12 protein-coding genes and 1 pseudogene are annotated in these 15873 nt (G+C 64.3%); 9 read left to right on the forward strand and 4 right to left on the reverse strand.

Annotated features, from left to right (window positions below; genetic code table 11):
- Positions 1-220: 220 nt before the first annotated feature.
- The 4 genes from WCE35_RS00190 to ugpB form a co-directional block, all read right to left on the reverse strand.
- On the reverse strand, positions 221-880 hold the full coding sequence (locus WCE35_RS00190) for a glutathione S-transferase family protein (protein ID WP_424591336.1): 660 nt from the start codon (positions 878-880) through the stop codon (positions 221-223).
- Between the two features lies 1 nt (position 881).
- The gene (locus WCE35_RS00195) at positions 882-2090 is read right to left on the reverse strand and encodes a CaiB/BaiF CoA transferase family protein (RefSeq protein WP_424591337.1); all 1209 of its coding nucleotides are present in this window, start codon (positions 2088-2090) and stop codon (positions 882-884) included.
- 47 nt (positions 2091-2137) lie between these two features.
- On the reverse strand, positions 2138-2869 hold the full coding sequence (locus WCE35_RS00200; RefSeq protein WP_424591338.1) for an SDR family NAD(P)-dependent oxidoreductase: 732 nt from the start codon (positions 2867-2869) through the stop codon (positions 2138-2140).
- Positions 2870-2969: 100 nt separating this feature from the next.
- Entirely contained in the window at positions 2970-4286 is a 1317-nt protein-coding gene (gene ugpB / locus WCE35_RS00205) for a sn-glycerol-3-phosphate ABC transporter substrate-binding protein UgpB (protein WP_424591346.1), read from the reverse strand.
- Positions 4287-4497: 211 nt separating this feature from the next.
- Here ugpB and WCE35_RS00210 point away from each other — a divergent pair, with 211 nt between their 5' ends.
- The 9 genes and pseudogenes from WCE35_RS00210 to cydB form a co-directional block, all read left to right on the forward strand.
- On the forward strand, positions 4498-4797 hold the full coding sequence (locus tag WCE35_RS00210) for a hypothetical protein (RefSeq protein ID WP_424591339.1): 300 nt from the start codon (positions 4498-4500) through the stop codon (positions 4795-4797).
- Between the two features lie 98 nt (positions 4798-4895).
- Entirely contained in the window at positions 4896-6902 is a 2007-nt protein-coding gene (locus tag WCE35_RS00215) for an ATP-binding protein (RefSeq protein ID WP_424591347.1), read from the forward strand.
- On the forward strand, positions 6872-8620 hold the full coding sequence (locus WCE35_RS00220) for an ATP-binding response regulator (RefSeq protein WP_424591340.1): 1749 nt from the start codon (positions 6872-6874) through the stop codon (positions 8618-8620). Before WCE35_RS00215 ends, WCE35_RS00220 begins: the two co-directional genes overlap by 31 nt.
- Entirely contained in the window at positions 8617-9357 is a 741-nt protein-coding gene (locus WCE35_RS00225) for a response regulator (RefSeq protein WP_424591341.1), read from the forward strand. The genes WCE35_RS00220 and WCE35_RS00225 overlap by 4 nt, the downstream gene beginning before the upstream one ends.
- Positions 9358-9500: 143 nt before the next feature.
- A complete protein-coding gene (locus WCE35_RS00230) occupies positions 9501-11108 on the forward strand; it encodes an AMP-binding protein (RefSeq protein WP_424591342.1) in 1608 nt (535 codons plus the stop codon).
- Positions 11109-11455: 347 nt separating this feature from the next.
- Positions 11456-12067: a sigma-70 family RNA polymerase sigma factor gene (locus WCE35_RS00235; RefSeq protein WP_424591343.1), complete on the forward strand. Its 612-nt coding sequence runs from the start codon at positions 11456-11458 to the stop codon at positions 12065-12067.
- A 299-nt stretch (positions 12068-12366) separates the two neighbouring features.
- Positions 12367-12477: pseudogene (locus WCE35_RS00240) on the forward strand (cytochrome c biogenesis protein CcdA); the annotation flags it as partial.
- Positions 12478-13589: 1112 nt separating this feature from the next.
- Positions 13590-14999 carry a cytochrome ubiquinol oxidase subunit I gene (locus WCE35_RS00245; RefSeq protein WP_424591344.1) on the forward strand — a complete coding sequence of 470 codons (1410 nt, stop codon included), beginning with the start codon at positions 13590-13592 and terminating at the stop codon, positions 14997-14999.
- On the forward strand, positions 14996-15873 hold an 878-nt coding region (cydB, locus tag WCE35_RS00250), incomplete at its 3' end, for a cytochrome d ubiquinol oxidase subunit II (protein WP_424591345.1). The genes WCE35_RS00245 and cydB, both read left to right, overlap by 4 nt.

Below are 15873 nucleotides of genomic sequence, written 5' to 3' on the forward strand. Positions count from 1 at the left end.
GCCATAGGGCGGCGGCTTGATGCGCGTCAGCCAGAGATCGTCGAATGTCTCCGCGCGCGCGCTGACGCAGGCTGCGAACAGCGTCAGCGCCGGGAGCATGTGCATGATGCGGACATTCATGCCGTTAACTGTGCAGCAGGATTATGGGCGAGATCGTGGCGACTCAGTGCCCATTTTTCGGCTGTGGCGGCCGGCCGGGAGGTTCCCGCCGACTGCGATGTCATGACACCAGTGGCGTGTTTCGGTCCGACGCCTTCAGGTATGCCGGCCGGCTGGTCATGCGGGCGTTGTAGGCCAAAACGCGGACATCGACCGGCACTTCATAGCGAACGGCCCAACTGATACACGTCGAGAGCAGAATGTCGGCGGCGGTGAAGCGACCACCCACCAGGTAGCAAGGGCACCCGGAAAGCGCCCGCTCGACGGAGCGCATCTGCTGACCGAAATAAGCGGCGGCCGCATCGCACACCTCGGGCGCCGCGCCGTAGATATCGGCGAGGTCACGATGGCGGCGGATGACATAGAGCGACGCCGCGTCGAGTTCGCTCAGGATGAAGAAGCACCACTCCAGGCATTGCGCACGTTGCTTCGGACTGCGCGGAACCAGCGCCGTTTCCTCGGTGGCGTAGGTATCGGAGAGATAGGCGATGATGGCCGCGCTCTCGGTGATGGTGAAATCGCCGTCCTGCAGCAGCGGGATCTTCTGGCGTGCGGTCAGCGCGGTATATTCGGGCGTCTTGGTCTCGCCACTGCGGGGCTGGATCGGTCGGCTTTCGTAGTCGAGGCCCAATTCGGCGAGCGCCCAATGGGCCCGGATCGCGCGCGACGTGCCGGCGCCCCACAGAATCAGGGGGCCGGTGCTGCCTGCCCGCGCAGCCACCTCAAGCCTCGCCGATCGGGTTCGGCCCGGCGGCCTTCGCCGCCCGCGATGCCTTGAGGGCTGCGATCTCGTCGCGCTCAAAGCCGAGTTCGGCGAGTATCTCGTCGGTGTGCTCGCCGATCCATGGGGCCGGACCGCCGATGGCCGCCGGCGTCCGTTCGAAGCGGGCGGCCGGTCGGGGTTGCCGCAGCCGGCCGAGGCCCGGCTGGTCGAGCGTTTCGATCAGGTCATTGTGGACCACCTGGGGATCGGCGGCCACCTGGCTGCGGGCCAGGACCGGGGCGCACGGAACGTCGGCGGCGTCGAGCCGCTCGAGCCAGTATCGGCTCGCATCGGTCTTGATGATCTCGCCGACAAGGGTGATCCGCTCGGCGGCATTGGCCGAGCGCTGGGCCGGCGTGCGGAAGCGCGGATCGTCAATCCATTCAGGCTTGCCGAGCACGCCCGCAAGCCCCCGCCACTCGGCGTCCGAAACCGAGCCCACCGTGATGTAGCCGTCCTGCGTCTGGTAGATGAGGTCTGGCCGCGCGGTCGGGTTGGTGCCGGTGCCCTCGCGGCCAATGACCATGTATTGCGTCATGGCCTCCGGCCAGATGAACGCGATCATTGTATCGAGCATCGACAGGCGGACATGCTGGCCGCCGCCGCCGCGCTCGCGGGCGAACAGCGCCGCACACACGGCCTGCGCGGCGTGCACGGCGGTCGTCTTGTCGGCAACGATGGTGCGCACCAGGCGCGGCCGGCCGGTCGCCTGCTCGGCCTGCACGTCGGCGAGGCCCGACAGCGACTGGATGATCGGGTCATAGACGCGTTTCCTGGCGTAGGGACCGGTCTCGCCGACGCCGCTGATCGACACATAGATGAGGCGCGGATTGAGTGCGCGCAACGACGGTTCATCGAGCCCCAGCCGCTCCATGGTGCCGGGGCGAAAATTCTGTACCAGCACATCCGCGCCGGCCACGAGGCGGCGAATGACGCCGAGGGCTGCCGGCTGCTTGAGGTCGAGGGCAATCGAGCGTTTGCCGCGGTTCGAGGAGACGAACATCGACGTGAATTCGCCCGAGCCGGCGGTGCGCCGCGCGATGTCGCCGCCAGGCGGCTCGACCTTGATGACGTCGGCGCCCTGGTCGGCCAGCAACATGGTGCAGACCGGGCCGGAGATGACCGTCGTCAGATCGACGACGCGGATGCCTGCGAGCGGTCCTGGCATGACTGGGCTCTCATTTCATTGTTGTGGGAGAGGCGGAAGGGCACGCTTCACCATTTCTCGGTCCATGGCCGCAGGTCAAGCTCGTGCGTCCAGGCGGTCCGGTCCTGGCAGTGCAGGTGCCAGTAGTTTTCCGCGATGGCCTCGGGATTGAGGATGCCGCCCCGCTGCTTCGCTTCGTCGTAGCCGTCGCCGCGCCGTTCGCGGATGAAAGCCGTATCGATGCCGCCATCGATCACGACATGGGCCACGTGGATGCCTTCCGGAGCGAGTTCGCGGGCCATGCTTTGCGCCAGCGCCCGGAGCGCGTGTTTGCCACCGGCAAACGCCGCGAAACCGGCGCCGCCGCGCTGGCTCGCGGTGGCTCCCGTGAACTGGATGGTGCCTCGGCGCCGCGGCACCATCACCCGCGCCACTTCGCGGCCAACCAGGAATCCGCCAAGCGCACACATCTCCCAGACCTTGGTGTAGACGCGCGCGGTGGTATCGCGGATCGGGAAGCTGACGTTACCGCCGACATTGAACACGGCAACCTCGATCGGGCCGATGTCACGCTCGATCGATGCGACCAGATCGACGACCTGCTCTTCGCGGCGTGCATCGCTGCCGAAACCGTGGGCCTCGCCGCCTTCGGCCTTGATCCGCGCGACCAGCGGCCCGAGCTTGTCCGCGGTCCGCCGCGTCACGCAAACGGCAAAACCCTCACGCGCAAACCGCCGGGCGACCGCGCCGCCGGTTGCGTCACCGGCGCCAATCACCAGCGCTGCTGGCTTGCCCGCCATGCCCCGAAGCTCCCGTTCCCCATTGCACGATTTTCCATGCGCACCTTGGCAAGCCCGCAGCAAAGCAGCAACCGCAAAATAAACTTCAACCCGGCGCCCGCTATCTGTCCGGGTTGGCCCGCTCGAACTGGCGCAATAAACGGTTGCCGCGCTCGACGGCGAGATCGAGCGCGACCTGCGCGGATTTCCCGCCGCGAAATACCTGCTCCAGTTCGTCCTCGATCGCATCGCGGATCAGCACGAACGAACCGAGCCGTATCCCTTTCGAGTTCTCAGTCGGCAGCTTCAGCGTCATCTGCAAAATCGAGATCGCCGCACCCGGGTTACGGTCGTAAAAGCCTTGCGTGAGGGTCAGCTCGAACGCGGCACGGGTGACCGGCAGATAGCCGGTGTTCTGGTGCCAGGCGGCCTGAATTTCCGACTTCGACAGGAACGCGAAGAACTTGGCCACGCCGGCATATTCGGGGCGCGGGCGATCGCGCAGCACCCATAAGGTCGCGCCGCCGATCATGGTGTTTTGCGGGGCGCCCTGCACGTCGGGCCAGTAGGGCATCATGCCATAGCCGACCTCGAATTTCGAACTGGCGATGATGTCGGCGCGATTCGCCGACGAGCCGATGAAGATTCCGCACTCGCCTCGTTGAAACCGCGGCTCGGCGGTCGGGCCGCGGCCGCTATAGTCGAACGCCTTGCTGGCCTGCCATTCCGCGAGCTGCCCGATGTGGCGCACCACCAGCGGATTGTTGAAGGCCAGCTCGGCATCGAGGCCGCCGAACCCGTTGGCCCTGGTTGCGAGCGGCAAATTGTGGAAGGCGGAAAAATTCTCGACATTGATCCAGGAAGGCCAGGATGTGGTGAAACCGCAGACCGCGCCCGCCGCGCGGAGCCGCCTGGCGGCCGCGCCGATTTCGGGCCAGGTCTTCGGCGCCGCTTCCGGATCGAGACCGGCGGCGCGGAACAGCTCCTTGTTGTAGTAGAGGATCGGCGTCGAGGCGTTGAACGGGAACGACAGCATGTTGCCGGCGACGTCGGCGTGGTAGCCGGTGACGGCCGGCAGATAGGCGCCGGGCGAGAACGTCTCCGACTGGTCCCGCATCAATTCGAACACCGGATAGATCGCGCCCCTCGCCGCCATCATGGTCGCGGTCGCGATTTCATTGACCTGAACGATGGCGGGCTGGCTGCGCGAGCGGAACGCGAAGATCGCCGCGGTGACGGTCTCGGTGTAGTTGCCCTTGTAGCTCGGCACGATCCGGTATTCGGATTGCGAGGCATTGAAATCGGCGGCGAGCTTCTGCAGCTGCCTGCCGAGCTCGTCCGGCATCGCGTGCCACCACATGATCTCGGTGGCGGCTTGCGCGGGCGACACGACCGCGACAGCCGCGATGGCGGCAAGTCGCAAAATTCCAAGAATCAGCTTCACCGTTGAATCACTTTGTTCTGCCGCGATCGAGATGAAGCGTCCTGCCTCGTCAAATCCTGCCTTTTCAAATCCTGCCTTTTCAAATCTGCCTTGGGCGCCCTCATAGAACCCCGCGATGCCGGTTTCAACCGGCAGAACCGGTCGCGGTGCACCATTACCCATTGCGGCAGGATAGCCATATCTCGCCGGCTTCTGCTAAATTGCATTGAACCTTTTCTTCGCTCCACCGACACCATCACAAGGGAATTTGTTGCCTGTGTACCGCCGCGCCGACCTTTCGCGGGCCATAGTGCTTGTTGTCACGCTGTTGCTGGCGGCGCCGTCGACGAGTGCTTGCGCGCGCGAATTTCGCGCCGCCGATACCGGCATGGCTTTCGGCGATTCCAGCGCCCGCTCGATCTGCGACAGTTTCCGCCCGGTGCGCGCCATCGCCGACTTGAACAGCCTGCGGCCATCCCGTGATCGCACAGATGATCGAACAAATCCGCAAGGTGGATTGAATTGACCTCAGGCGCACCCCGACAGGACCGAGCAGTGGAACGGCCGGCGAGCTTCGCCGCGCGTGGCCGTATCCGCATCGTCCAGTTGCTGCGCGCGGTACCGATCCGCTGGCGCATCCTCTCGATCGCCGCGCTGAACTCCGCCGTCGTCGTGGTGCTCGCCGCCTTGATCTGGAACGGCGCCGAGGTGCTCGGTTCGGCCTGGGAAGACGTCCGGCAGGTGCGGAAGTCCGACAGGATCCTGGCGCTCCTGGAAAGCGAAACCGGCCGCCTGCAAAACCTGATTCATCGCTACATCAATCAGCCTTCCCCGGAACTGTTCGCGGAGATCCTGCTGTTGCGCGAAGCGGTGCTTGGCACGCTCAGCACCCGAGCCGCGACCGACCCGATGCTGTCGGGGTCGGTGGAAAAGCTCGAACGCGTCACCGACCGCTTCCTTAACGGCTTTGGCGAGCTGCGCGCGGTGCAGGCGACGATCACCAAAACCTATGAGGAACAGGTTTTGCGCCCGGCCAAGGACATGGCCGGGCTCTATTCGATCATCGAGGGCGCCACCGGACATCGTGACGCGCCGATCTGGCCGTCGCTCGGCCAATCCCGCGAGGCCTTCACCGCGATGCTGGTGGCCGCCAACACCTATTACCTTTCGCTGGCGACCGCCTCCGCCGAGGACGCGCGCAGGAATACCGAGACGATCGAGCAGACGATTCCGGTCATGACCGACCTTGCCGACAACGATCTGCAGCGCATGGCGCTGGCGCGGCTGAATACTCGGGCATTGGCGCTGCGCGAGGGGCTCGCGAAACTCACCGATCAGCTCGCCAACCGGACCGAGCTGCTGCGCAACACCATCGATGCCAGCCAGGCCGAGGCGATCGGCGCCATCGACGATCTCTCGGTCAAGATGCGCCAGCGCGAGCAGAAGGCACAGGAGATGTTCGACAGGACGCTCGGCGACATTTCGCGCAGGGTGCTGTCGATCGCGGTCATGTTCCTCGGCATCATCCTGAGCGCAGGGGTCCTGATCGCACTGTCGATCCGCCTGCCGCTGCAGCAAATCATGGCAGCGATGCACGCGATCACCTCGGGCGATTACGATCGCGGCGTGCAGGGAACCAACGCCAAGGACGAAGTCGGCGCGATGGCGCGCGCGGTGGAAGTGTTCCGCGAAAATGCCATCGCCAAGCGCAAGACCGAGGACGAGCTGCGCAGGTCAAAGGAGAAAGCCGAGAGCGCGCTGCTCGAGCTGAGCGCCGCGCAGCAGAACCTGATCGACGCCGAGCGTCTGGCGGCGCTGGGCGGCCTGGTCGCCGGCGTCGCCCATGAAGTGAACAACCCGATCGGCATCAGCCTGACGGTCGCCTCCAGCTTCGCGCGCCGCGCGGAAATGTTCGAAGCCGGCCTGAAAACGGAACAGTTGCGCCGTTCCAAGCTCGACGAGTTCGTCAGGACCTCGCGCGACGCCTCCCGGCAGCTGGTGGCGAACCTGCTGCGCGCCGGCGAGCTGATCCAGTCGTTCAAGCAGGTGGCGGTGGACCGATCACACGTCGAGCGCCGGCAATTCAGCCTCGGGGAAGCGACCGACCAGATCGTCGCCAGCCTGCGGCCGGTATTGAAAAAAGCCACAATCGCGCTGTCGGTGGATGTGCCCGAAGGGCTGCTGATCGACGGCTATCCCGGCTCCTACGGGCAGATCCTGACCAATCTTTTCCTCAACGCCGTCAATCATGCGTTCGCCGGCGGCCGCTCCGGAACGATCGTGATTTCGGCGCGGGCCCGCGGCAGCGACGACGTCGAGATCATTTTTGCCGACGACGGGGCCGGAATGACGCCGGACGTGCAACGGCAGGCGTTCGACCCGTTCTTCACGACGCGCCGCGACCAGGGCGGCACCGGGCTCGGCCTGCATATCGTCTACAATCTCGTCACCCAGCAACTCGGCGGTCGCATGATGCTGGAGTCAAGACCGGGACAAGGCACCACATTTCGCATTATCATGCCCAGGATCGCAACAAGCGACCTCGGGATCGCCAGGGGTGAACCCGCGATCACTGACGCTTTAGCCGACGGAACTTCGCAATGGCCGAACAGGACGATGTCCTCCATCTGATCGACGATTCCGGCACCAAGCCGGAAGCTTCGTCGGCGCGGAAATGGAAGATTGCCGTGATCGATGACGATCAAGCGGTCCACGAAGGCACCCGCTTCGCGCTGAGCGACTACAATCTCAACGGGGCAACGCTCGAAATCCTGTCGGCCTATTCGGCCGCCGAAGGCCGTGTCCTGATGCGCAACAACCCCGATATCGCCGCCGTGCTGCTTGACGTCATCATGGAAACCGACGTCGCCGGCCTCGAGCTCGTCGAATATATCCGCAACGAGATCAGGAACGAGACCGTCCGCATCATCCTGCGCACCGGCCAGCCTGGCCAGGCGCCGGAGCGGCGGGTCATCGTCCGGTACGACATCAACGACTACAAGGCGAAGACCGAGCTGACGGCCGACAAGCTGTTCACCTCGCTGACCGCGGCCTTGCGCAGCTACCAGCAGCTCGAGCGCATGGTCCAGACCCGCCGCGGACTGGAAATCATCATCGATGCCGCCTCGACGCTGTACGATTTCAAATCGATGCAGCGCCTCGCCGAGGGCGTGCTGACGCAGCTTGCCTCGCTGCTCAATGTCGATTGCGCGGGCATTCTGGTTCTGCGCGACAACCGCGGCTCCGTCAGCGCCGATTTTTCGGTTCTTGCCGGCTCGGGCTGCTACAGCCGCTTTGTCGGCACGACCAGTTCCACGGCGCTCGATCCGGATTTGCGGGGGATGGTGGAAGCCGCCTTCCAGCGCCGCAAGAATGAATTCGCCGACCACCGCAGCGTGCTTTACCTGCGCACCGGCAGCGGACGCGAAGTGGTGGTGCTGCTGCAGGCGGAGCGCCAGCTCTCCGACACCGACCGGGCACTGGTCGAGATTTTCTCCAGCCGGCTCTCGATCGCATTCGACAACGTCATTCTTTATCAGCAGCTGCACGAGGCCAATACCCAGCTCGAGGACCGCGTCGCCCAGCGCACCCGCGCGCTGATGCAGGCCAACCGCCGGCTTTCGGCGCAATGGCTGCGGCTGCAGCGCGCCAACGGCTTCAAGAACGAAATTCTCGGCACCGTCGCCCACGACCTGAAGAATCCGCTCAGCGTAATCCTCGGCCGCACCGAAATGCTGACCGAGCTGATCGGCGCCGGTTCGACCCGGGAGAACATCGCGGCGCAGGTCGAGCATATCCGCGACGCCACCAAGCGCCTGACCTCGATGGTCGACCATCTGATCTCGGATGCGATGGCGGATGCCTTCGACATCACCATTCGCCGCGAGCCGGTCGATGTCGCGGCCCTCGTCAGTGAGGTCGCCGATGCCAATCTGCCGCTGGCCGTCAACAAGCAGCAGGCCATTTCGGTGTCTGCGCCGACGAATTTCGTCACGCTGTGCGACGCCGACCGGATCCGCGAGGCGATCGACAATCTGGTCAGCAACGCCATCAAATACAGCCCGATCGGCGGCAAGATCACGGTGTTGGTCGGCCACGAGGGCGGCAAAACCATCATCCGCATCGCCGACGAGGGCGCCGGGCTGTCGCCGGAAGATCTTGGCCGGCTGTTCGGCCGGTTCCAGCGCCTCTCGGCCAAGCCAACCGCCGGCGAAAGCTCGACCGGCCTCGGCCTGTCGATCGTGAAACGCATTATCGACATGCATGGCGGCCATGTGACCGCGGACAGCGCAGGTCCCGGACACGGATCGACGTTTACGGTTACATTGCCCGCAACAGAGATGTCATGACCCAGAGCCCGCATATCATCATTGTCGACGACGAGGCGCCGGCCCGCGAGATGGTCGGCGACTATCTCAAGATGCATGGCTTTGGCGTCACGCTGTGCGACGGCGGCAAGAGCCTGCGCGGCGTGATCGAAAGCCATGTGCCCGATCTCGTGGTGCTCGATCTCAACATGCCCGAGGAAGACGGGCTGTCGATCATCCGCGACCTGAAAAGCCGCATCAACGTCCCCGTCATCATGCTGACGGCGACCGCAAGCCCGATCGACCGCGTCGTGGGGCTCGAACTCGGCGCCGACGATTACATCGCAAAACCCTGCGAGCTGCGCGAACTGATGGCACGCATCCGCTCGGTGCTGCGGCGCAGCGCGCCGGCCAGGACCGCCGCCGCGACGGAAGCAGCAAGCGCGAAGACCGCGAAGGATCAGCTGGTGCGGTTCGGCACCAAATGGCTCGATCTCGGAGCCCAGGCGCTGCGCGACGACGAGGGCAACGAGCATCCGCTGACCGCTTCCGAATTCGGCCTGCTGAAAGTGTTCGCGGCCAATCCGAAGCGGGTGTTGTCGCGCGAGCGGCTCCTGGAACTGGCGAACGCGCGCGACGCCGAGGCCTTCGATCGCGCCGTCGACCTCAGGATCATGCGGATCCGGCGCAAGATCGAGATCGACCCGACCAAGCCCGCGGTCATCCGCACCATCCGCGGCGGCGGCTATCTGTTCTCGCCGACCGGCGACAAGGCGTAATGGCGCCCGCACGGACGCGCCACGCCATGGCAACAGCGCGTCAATTGCCGATGCGGCACGCGGCGGCTGCTGACGGGCATTGCCTGGCGCCGGCGGGTCTTGAATAGAACAACCGGCGGCGAAAGCCGGCATCGGGAGGGCCTATGGCTTTGACGGAATCCTACGTCGCGGGACCGGCGGCGCCCGCGGTACGCGACATCACGCTCGGCCAGTTGCTCGAACAGGCCGCAAGCTCGGCGCCGGACCGGATCGCACTGATCGCCGGCGTCCCCGACCCCATGCTTCGCCGCCAGTGGACCTATTGCGAACTCTACGCCGAAGCGCAACGCACCGCGCGCGCCCTGCTCTGCCGCTTCAAGCCGGGCGAGCGGATCGCGGTCTGGGCGCAGAACCTGCCCGAATGGATCATGCTCGAGTTCGGCGCCGGGCTGGCCGGCATCGTCCTGGTCACCGTCAATCCCGGTTTCCGGGCCAACGAGCTCGAATATGTGCTCAAGCAGTCGCGCTCGGCCGGCGTGTTCGTCGCCAATTCCTTCCGCGGCAATCCGATGCTGGAGACGGTGCGTCAGGTTGCGCCGCGCTGCCCGGAACTTCGCCAGATCATCTGTCTCGACGACTGGTCGGCCTTCATCGCCGCCGGCGACGACAAGCGCATCGCGCTTCCCGCCGTCAAGCCGACCGATCCCGTCATGATCCAGTACACCTCGGGGACCACGGGCTTTCCGAAAGGCGCGCTGCTGCATCATCGCGGCCTCGCCAACAACGGCGCCGACATTGCCGAGCGAATGGGGATCGGTCCTGGCGACGTATTCATCACCACCATGCCGCTGTTCCACACCGGCGGCTGTGTCTGTTGCGTCCTCAGCGCGGTCTCCAAGGCGGCGACGCAGGTGCTGGCGGAGGCATTCGAACCGGGCCTCGTGCTGGAACTTTTCGCGACCTATCGCGGCAATGCGATGATCGGCGTTCCGACCATGCTGGTGGCGATGCTGGAACATCCTGCCTTCGCATCGACCGATCTTTCGTCGGTGAAGGCGATCTGTTCGGGCGGTTCGACGGTGCCGGCCGCGCTCGTCACCCTGTTCGAGCAAAAGCTCGGCGCGCCCTTCACCATCGTGTTCGGGCAGACGGAATGCTCGCCGGTGGCGGCCATGACCAGGACAACCGACACGATCGAGGACAAGGCCGGCACGATCGGGCCGCCATTGCCGAACATGGAAACCAAGATCGTCCATCCCGAGACCGGCAAAACCGTTGCGATCGGCGAAATCGGCGAGTTCTGCACGCGCGGCTATCACATCATGCTCGGCTACTTCGAAATGCCCGAGGCGACCGCCGCGGCGATCGATTCCGACGGGTGGCTGCATACCGGCGATCTCTGTGCGATGGATTCGCGCGGCTATTGCACGGTCGAGGGTCGTCTGAAAGACATGATCATCCGCGGCGGCGAGAATATCTATCCGCGCGAGCTCGAAGAATTGTTGTTTCGGCATCCGAAGGTGGGCGAGGTCGCCGTCGTCGGACTGCCGCACGAAAGATGGGGCGAAGAGGTCGCCGCCTTCATCCGCCCCGCGCCCGGCGCTGCCATCGACAAGGAGGAATTGTCAGCCTACATGCGCGCCTCGCTCGCCCCGCACAAGACGCCGAAGCACTGGTTCCTGGTCGAGACCTTTCCGCTGACCGGATCGGGCAAGATTCAGAAATTCAAGCTGCGCGAATCCTGGGCGAAGGGCGAGATGCTGGCACTATGATGTGCGAAGCGCCGGCGCGTCGCATTTGCGGCCTCTGATTGGAGTAGCCAAGGCTGGCCAATCCCGCGGCGCGCCTACGGCGCGTGATGCAGTCCCGGAACGGCCGTCGGCCGCGGTTGGAGCAGGGCGGACCGTCTTCATTGGTCCCGCGGGCGTATTCTCGGGTTCCCGCCCTCATTGGAATCGCTTGGTTTTTCGATCCGAATGTTTCGTCGAGCGGCATGCGACGAAACAATTCTCCCGGGCACGAAACCATTTTCCCGCTTTGGTGCAGACGTCCCGAAACGTTCATTAACTAACAATACTCCCAACGAAACGCCGCCAAACGGCGAACTGGGGAGTGTGTCATGCCGAACGTCATCGCCATCAACGCCGCGGCCCGCAACAACATCGCCGCGGCTCGCGCGACAACCGATGAAATGCTGCTCGAAAGCATTGCCCGGGGCGACCGAACGGCGATGCATGTGCTTTATTCCCGCCACAACGTTCGGGTTTACCGCTTCGTGCTGCGCATGGTGCGCGATACCACCATGGCCGAAGACCTGGTCAGCCAGGTGTTTCTCGACGTGTGGCGCACCGCCACGCAGTTCGAAGGCCGCTCCCAGGTTTCCACCTGGCTGTTGTCGATCGCCCGCTTCAAGGCGCTGACCGCGCTGCGCCAGCGCAAGCATGAGGACATCGAGCAGGAAGACGTGCTCGAGATCGCCGATGAGGCCGACACGCCGGAGGCCTCGCTCGATCGCGCCAACACCAACGCCATCCTGCGCGCCTGCGTCGCAAAACTGTCGCCAGCACACCGCGAGATCATCAACCTTGTCTACTACCATGAGAAGTCGGTGGAAGAGGCCGGCGAGATCATCGGCATTCCGCAGAGCACGGTGAAGACCCGGATGTTCTATGCCCGCAGGCAATTGGCAGATTTGCTCAAGGGCGCCGGGGTGGACACTATCGCCGCCTAAATACAGCAATATCAATATGTTGAATGGGTGAAAAGCCGAACTTGATTCCGGAACCAATGATTACCGGCGACGAAACAATTGAAACAATCCACGACATCACCCGGAAAAACGCGCTCGCTACATAGAGACCAAGCAACGTGACCTTCAGCGTGGAATCTCTCTACGCCTAATCGGTTTCCAGCCTCCCAAGTACCTCCAACGACCCGGCCGGGATGCCCCCCGCCGGGTCGCTCTGCTTTTGGGAACGTGTCTCGTGAAGCCGGGCATCGGACACGGCGTGGGCGAACCTCTTGCTCGTCGTCGGCGCCGCGCTGCCGATGCTGGCGATCGCCTATGGCGGCCAGGCCGTCACCACCCGCGTACACAGCATCGCGCGGGTCGCGCCAAGACTGAAGCAGGGATTTGACGTCGGTCGCGCTCGCAATGCCCGGCACCATGATGGCGCCGCCGGGCACCGTGGTGTGATCGAGCGTCATCTCGGCTCGCGTGCGCCGCCTTCGGTGATCAGGGCGGTCACGCCGCGCCTGACCAGGAAATGCATGCAGAATCCGGTTCCAATCGTGGAAATTAAGCATACGCGTCTTGCGGGCGGAGCGGGCCGCGTCAAATGCGTGACAAGTCGGAGATCTTGAGCGAAAAGGAACCCGGAAAATTGAGTGGCGACTTCGAAGTAGCGCATCTACAAGGGGGCGCGAGGGATGGTCGGCCGTCAAAGATTCACCTCAGAACCGACCGATCTTCCCCATTTGCAGGACGGTGGGGTCGTGCGAAGCGGGAGGGTTTTCGACATGCGCGGAATGTTGCCGCCGAGCGAAGCTCGGATGCGGATGTGCGTCATGCAGGTCGGCAAGCGCGGACGGTGGACATACCGGGACTGGGCTAGATGGCGCTTCTTGTGGAAGTTCTTTCCCTGGTACGCGCGCGAAATGCGTTATCGTGGAGATTTCTGCGTTGGAGCGGGCTGCATGCACTGGTTCTGGGAGGACGCCGAAAAGAAGGAGCGGGGTTATTGTTCCGTGGCGGTCTCGCGGACCCAGCACATGATGTGGGCGACGGAATGGGAGGAGCGTGAAAAACAAGCTCCCCGAATAGCGAAGCCTTCGCCGGGCCGATAGCTGGGGCGGCGCGGCATGCCGCACGGGCGCATCGGCCATTTGGTCAATCAGCGAACCGACTGGTTCTTCCTGCCGCTTTGTCCGCTCACCAATATCTGGAGCAACCGGACGGTTTGATGGGTAACGGCTGTTGTGATCAAGGCATGTACTTATAAATAAGGGGCCGCGGATCAGGGCGCGTTTGATGTCCGCTGTGCCCCTGACAGCGGCGCGAAAGCAGACGTCGCCGGTGGTCCGGGTTGGTTCACAATAGCTGACCAAGGCGTTTTCGAGGAAAACGCGTCAAACCGGAAAATTGACCTCGGCTCAGGTTCGGAACCGAGGCTCTGCTCCGCCACCTGTGCGGTACTACTGTCAAATTTGGCATGGTAAGCTCATCGCCGGATTGGCGATGACGGATGGCGGCGATGTTCGAGGGCTTGGATGCCGTTGGTTTGGCCCGGGCGCAGTTTGCATTCACGATGTCGTTCCACATCGTGTTCCCCGCCTTCTCGATCGGGCTTGCGAGCTATCTTGCGGTGCTGGAGGCGCTGTGGCTGTGGACCGGACGCGAGGTCTTCATCAACCTGTTCAACTACTGGCTGAAAATCTTCGCGATCGCTTTCGGCATGGGCGTGGTCTCGGGCATCGTGATGTCCTACCAGTTCGGCACCAATTGGTCGGCATTTTCCGACAAGACCGGGCCTGTGATCGGCCCGATGATGGCCTATGAGGTGCTGACCGCGTTCTTTCTCGAGGCCGGCTTCCTTGGCGTGATGCTGTTCGGCCTCGAAAAGGTCGGCCACAAATTGCACTTCATCGCCACCCTGATGGTCGCGGTCGGCACGCTGATCTCCGCCTTCTGGATTCTGTCGGCCAATTCCTGGATGCAGACGCCTGCCGGCTACGCCATCAATGCCGACGGGCAATTCGTCGCCGCCGACTGGCTCAAGGTGATCTTCAATCCGTCATTCCCCTACCGCCTCGTGCATATGGTGCTCGCGGCCTATCTGACCACGGCGTTGGTGGTCGGCGCGGTCGGCGCCTATCATCTGCTGCGCGACCGGCATCTCGCCGGGCCGCGGGTGATGTTCTCGATGGCGATGTGGATGGCGACGTTGGTGGCGCCGATCCAGATTATCGCCGGCGACCAGCACGGGCTCAACACGCTGGAGCATCAGCCGGTCAAGATCATGGCGATGGAAGGCCATTTCGAGAGCCACGCCCATGGCGCGCCGCTGGTGCTGTTCGGTCTGCCGGACCAGGCCGCGGGCAAGATCAGCTACGCCGTCGAAATCCCGAAGCTCGGTTCGCTGATCCTCAAACATGCGCCGGACGCGCCGCTGGCCGGTCTCGACACCGTGCCGCGCGAAAACTGGCCGCCGGTGCCGGTCACGTTCTGGTCGTTCCGCATCATGGTCGGCGTCGGATTTCTGATGCTGGGGCTCGGCCTGCTCAGCCTTTGGATGCGCTGGCGCGGGTCACTCTACAACTCCCGCCTGCTGCACATCTTCGCCATGGCGATGGGCCCGGCGGGCTTCATCGCGGTGCTGGCGGGCTGGGTCACCACCGAGACCGGGCGCCAGCCGTTCACGGTGTACGGGCTGTTGCGGACGGTCGAATCCGCTTCGCCGCTGGCGGTGCCGGCGGTGGCGTCCTCGCTGATCGCCTTCGTCATCGTCTATTTTGCGGTGTTCGCCGCCGGTGTGATCTACATCCTGCGCCTGATGGCGCAGCCGCCGCATCACGGCGAACAGGGCCCGCCCAGCGGTGTCCCAACCCGCACCGCCGGCGTCACGCCGGCGGCCGCGGTCGCAGCCGCGGGAGCCGCGCGATGAGCATCGCCATCGACCTCGCCACCATCTGGGCGTTCATCATCGCCTTTGCCGTGTTCGTCTATGTGGTGATGGACGGCTTCGATCTCGGCCTCGGCATCCTGTTTCCGCTGTTTCCCAAAAAATCCGATCGCGACGTCATCATGAACAGCGTCGCGCCGGTCTGGGACGGCAACGAAACCTGGCTGGTGCTTGGCGGCGGCGGCATGATGGCGGCGTTCCCGCTGGCCTATGCGGTGCTGATGCCGGCGTTGTACACGCCCATGATCGCGATGTTGCTGGGCCTGGTGTTTCGCGGCGTCGCGTTCGAATTCCGCTGGCGGACGCAAGGCGAGCGCAACCGCTGGGACACAGCCTTTGCCGGCGGATCGCTGCTGGCGACGCTGGCGCAGGGCATCGCACTCGGCGCGATCCTGCAGGGCGTGCATGTCGAGGCACGGCATTATGCCGGCGGCTGGTGGGACTGGCTGACGCCGTTCAGCCTCTTGACCGGCATGGCCCTTGTGATCGGCTACGCGCTGTTGGGCGCGACTTGGCTGGTCATGAAGACCGAAGGCGAATTGCGCGACAATGCCTATCGCTTGAGCTGGATGCTGCTGTTTGCGATGCTGGGCGCGATCGGCGCCGTCAGCATCGCCACGCCGTTCCTCCACCTGCAGTACACCCAGCGCTGGTTCGCCTGGCCCAACATCTTGCTCACGGCGCCGGTGCCGATCGCGGTGGCTGGCGTCACCGCGCTGTTATTGCGCAGCCTTGCCAATAAATACGACTATCAGCCGTTCTTCCTGTCGCTGGCCCTGTTCGCGCTGTCCTATGCCGGGCTCGGCATCAGCATGTATCCCTTTATCGTGCCGCAGAGCATCACGATCTGGCAGGC

Origin of the sequence: Bradyrhizobium sp. (assembly GCF_049691595.1) — a bacterium.
In the GTDB taxonomy this organism is placed as follows: domain Bacteria; phylum Pseudomonadota; class Alphaproteobacteria; order Rhizobiales; family Xanthobacteraceae; genus Bradyrhizobium.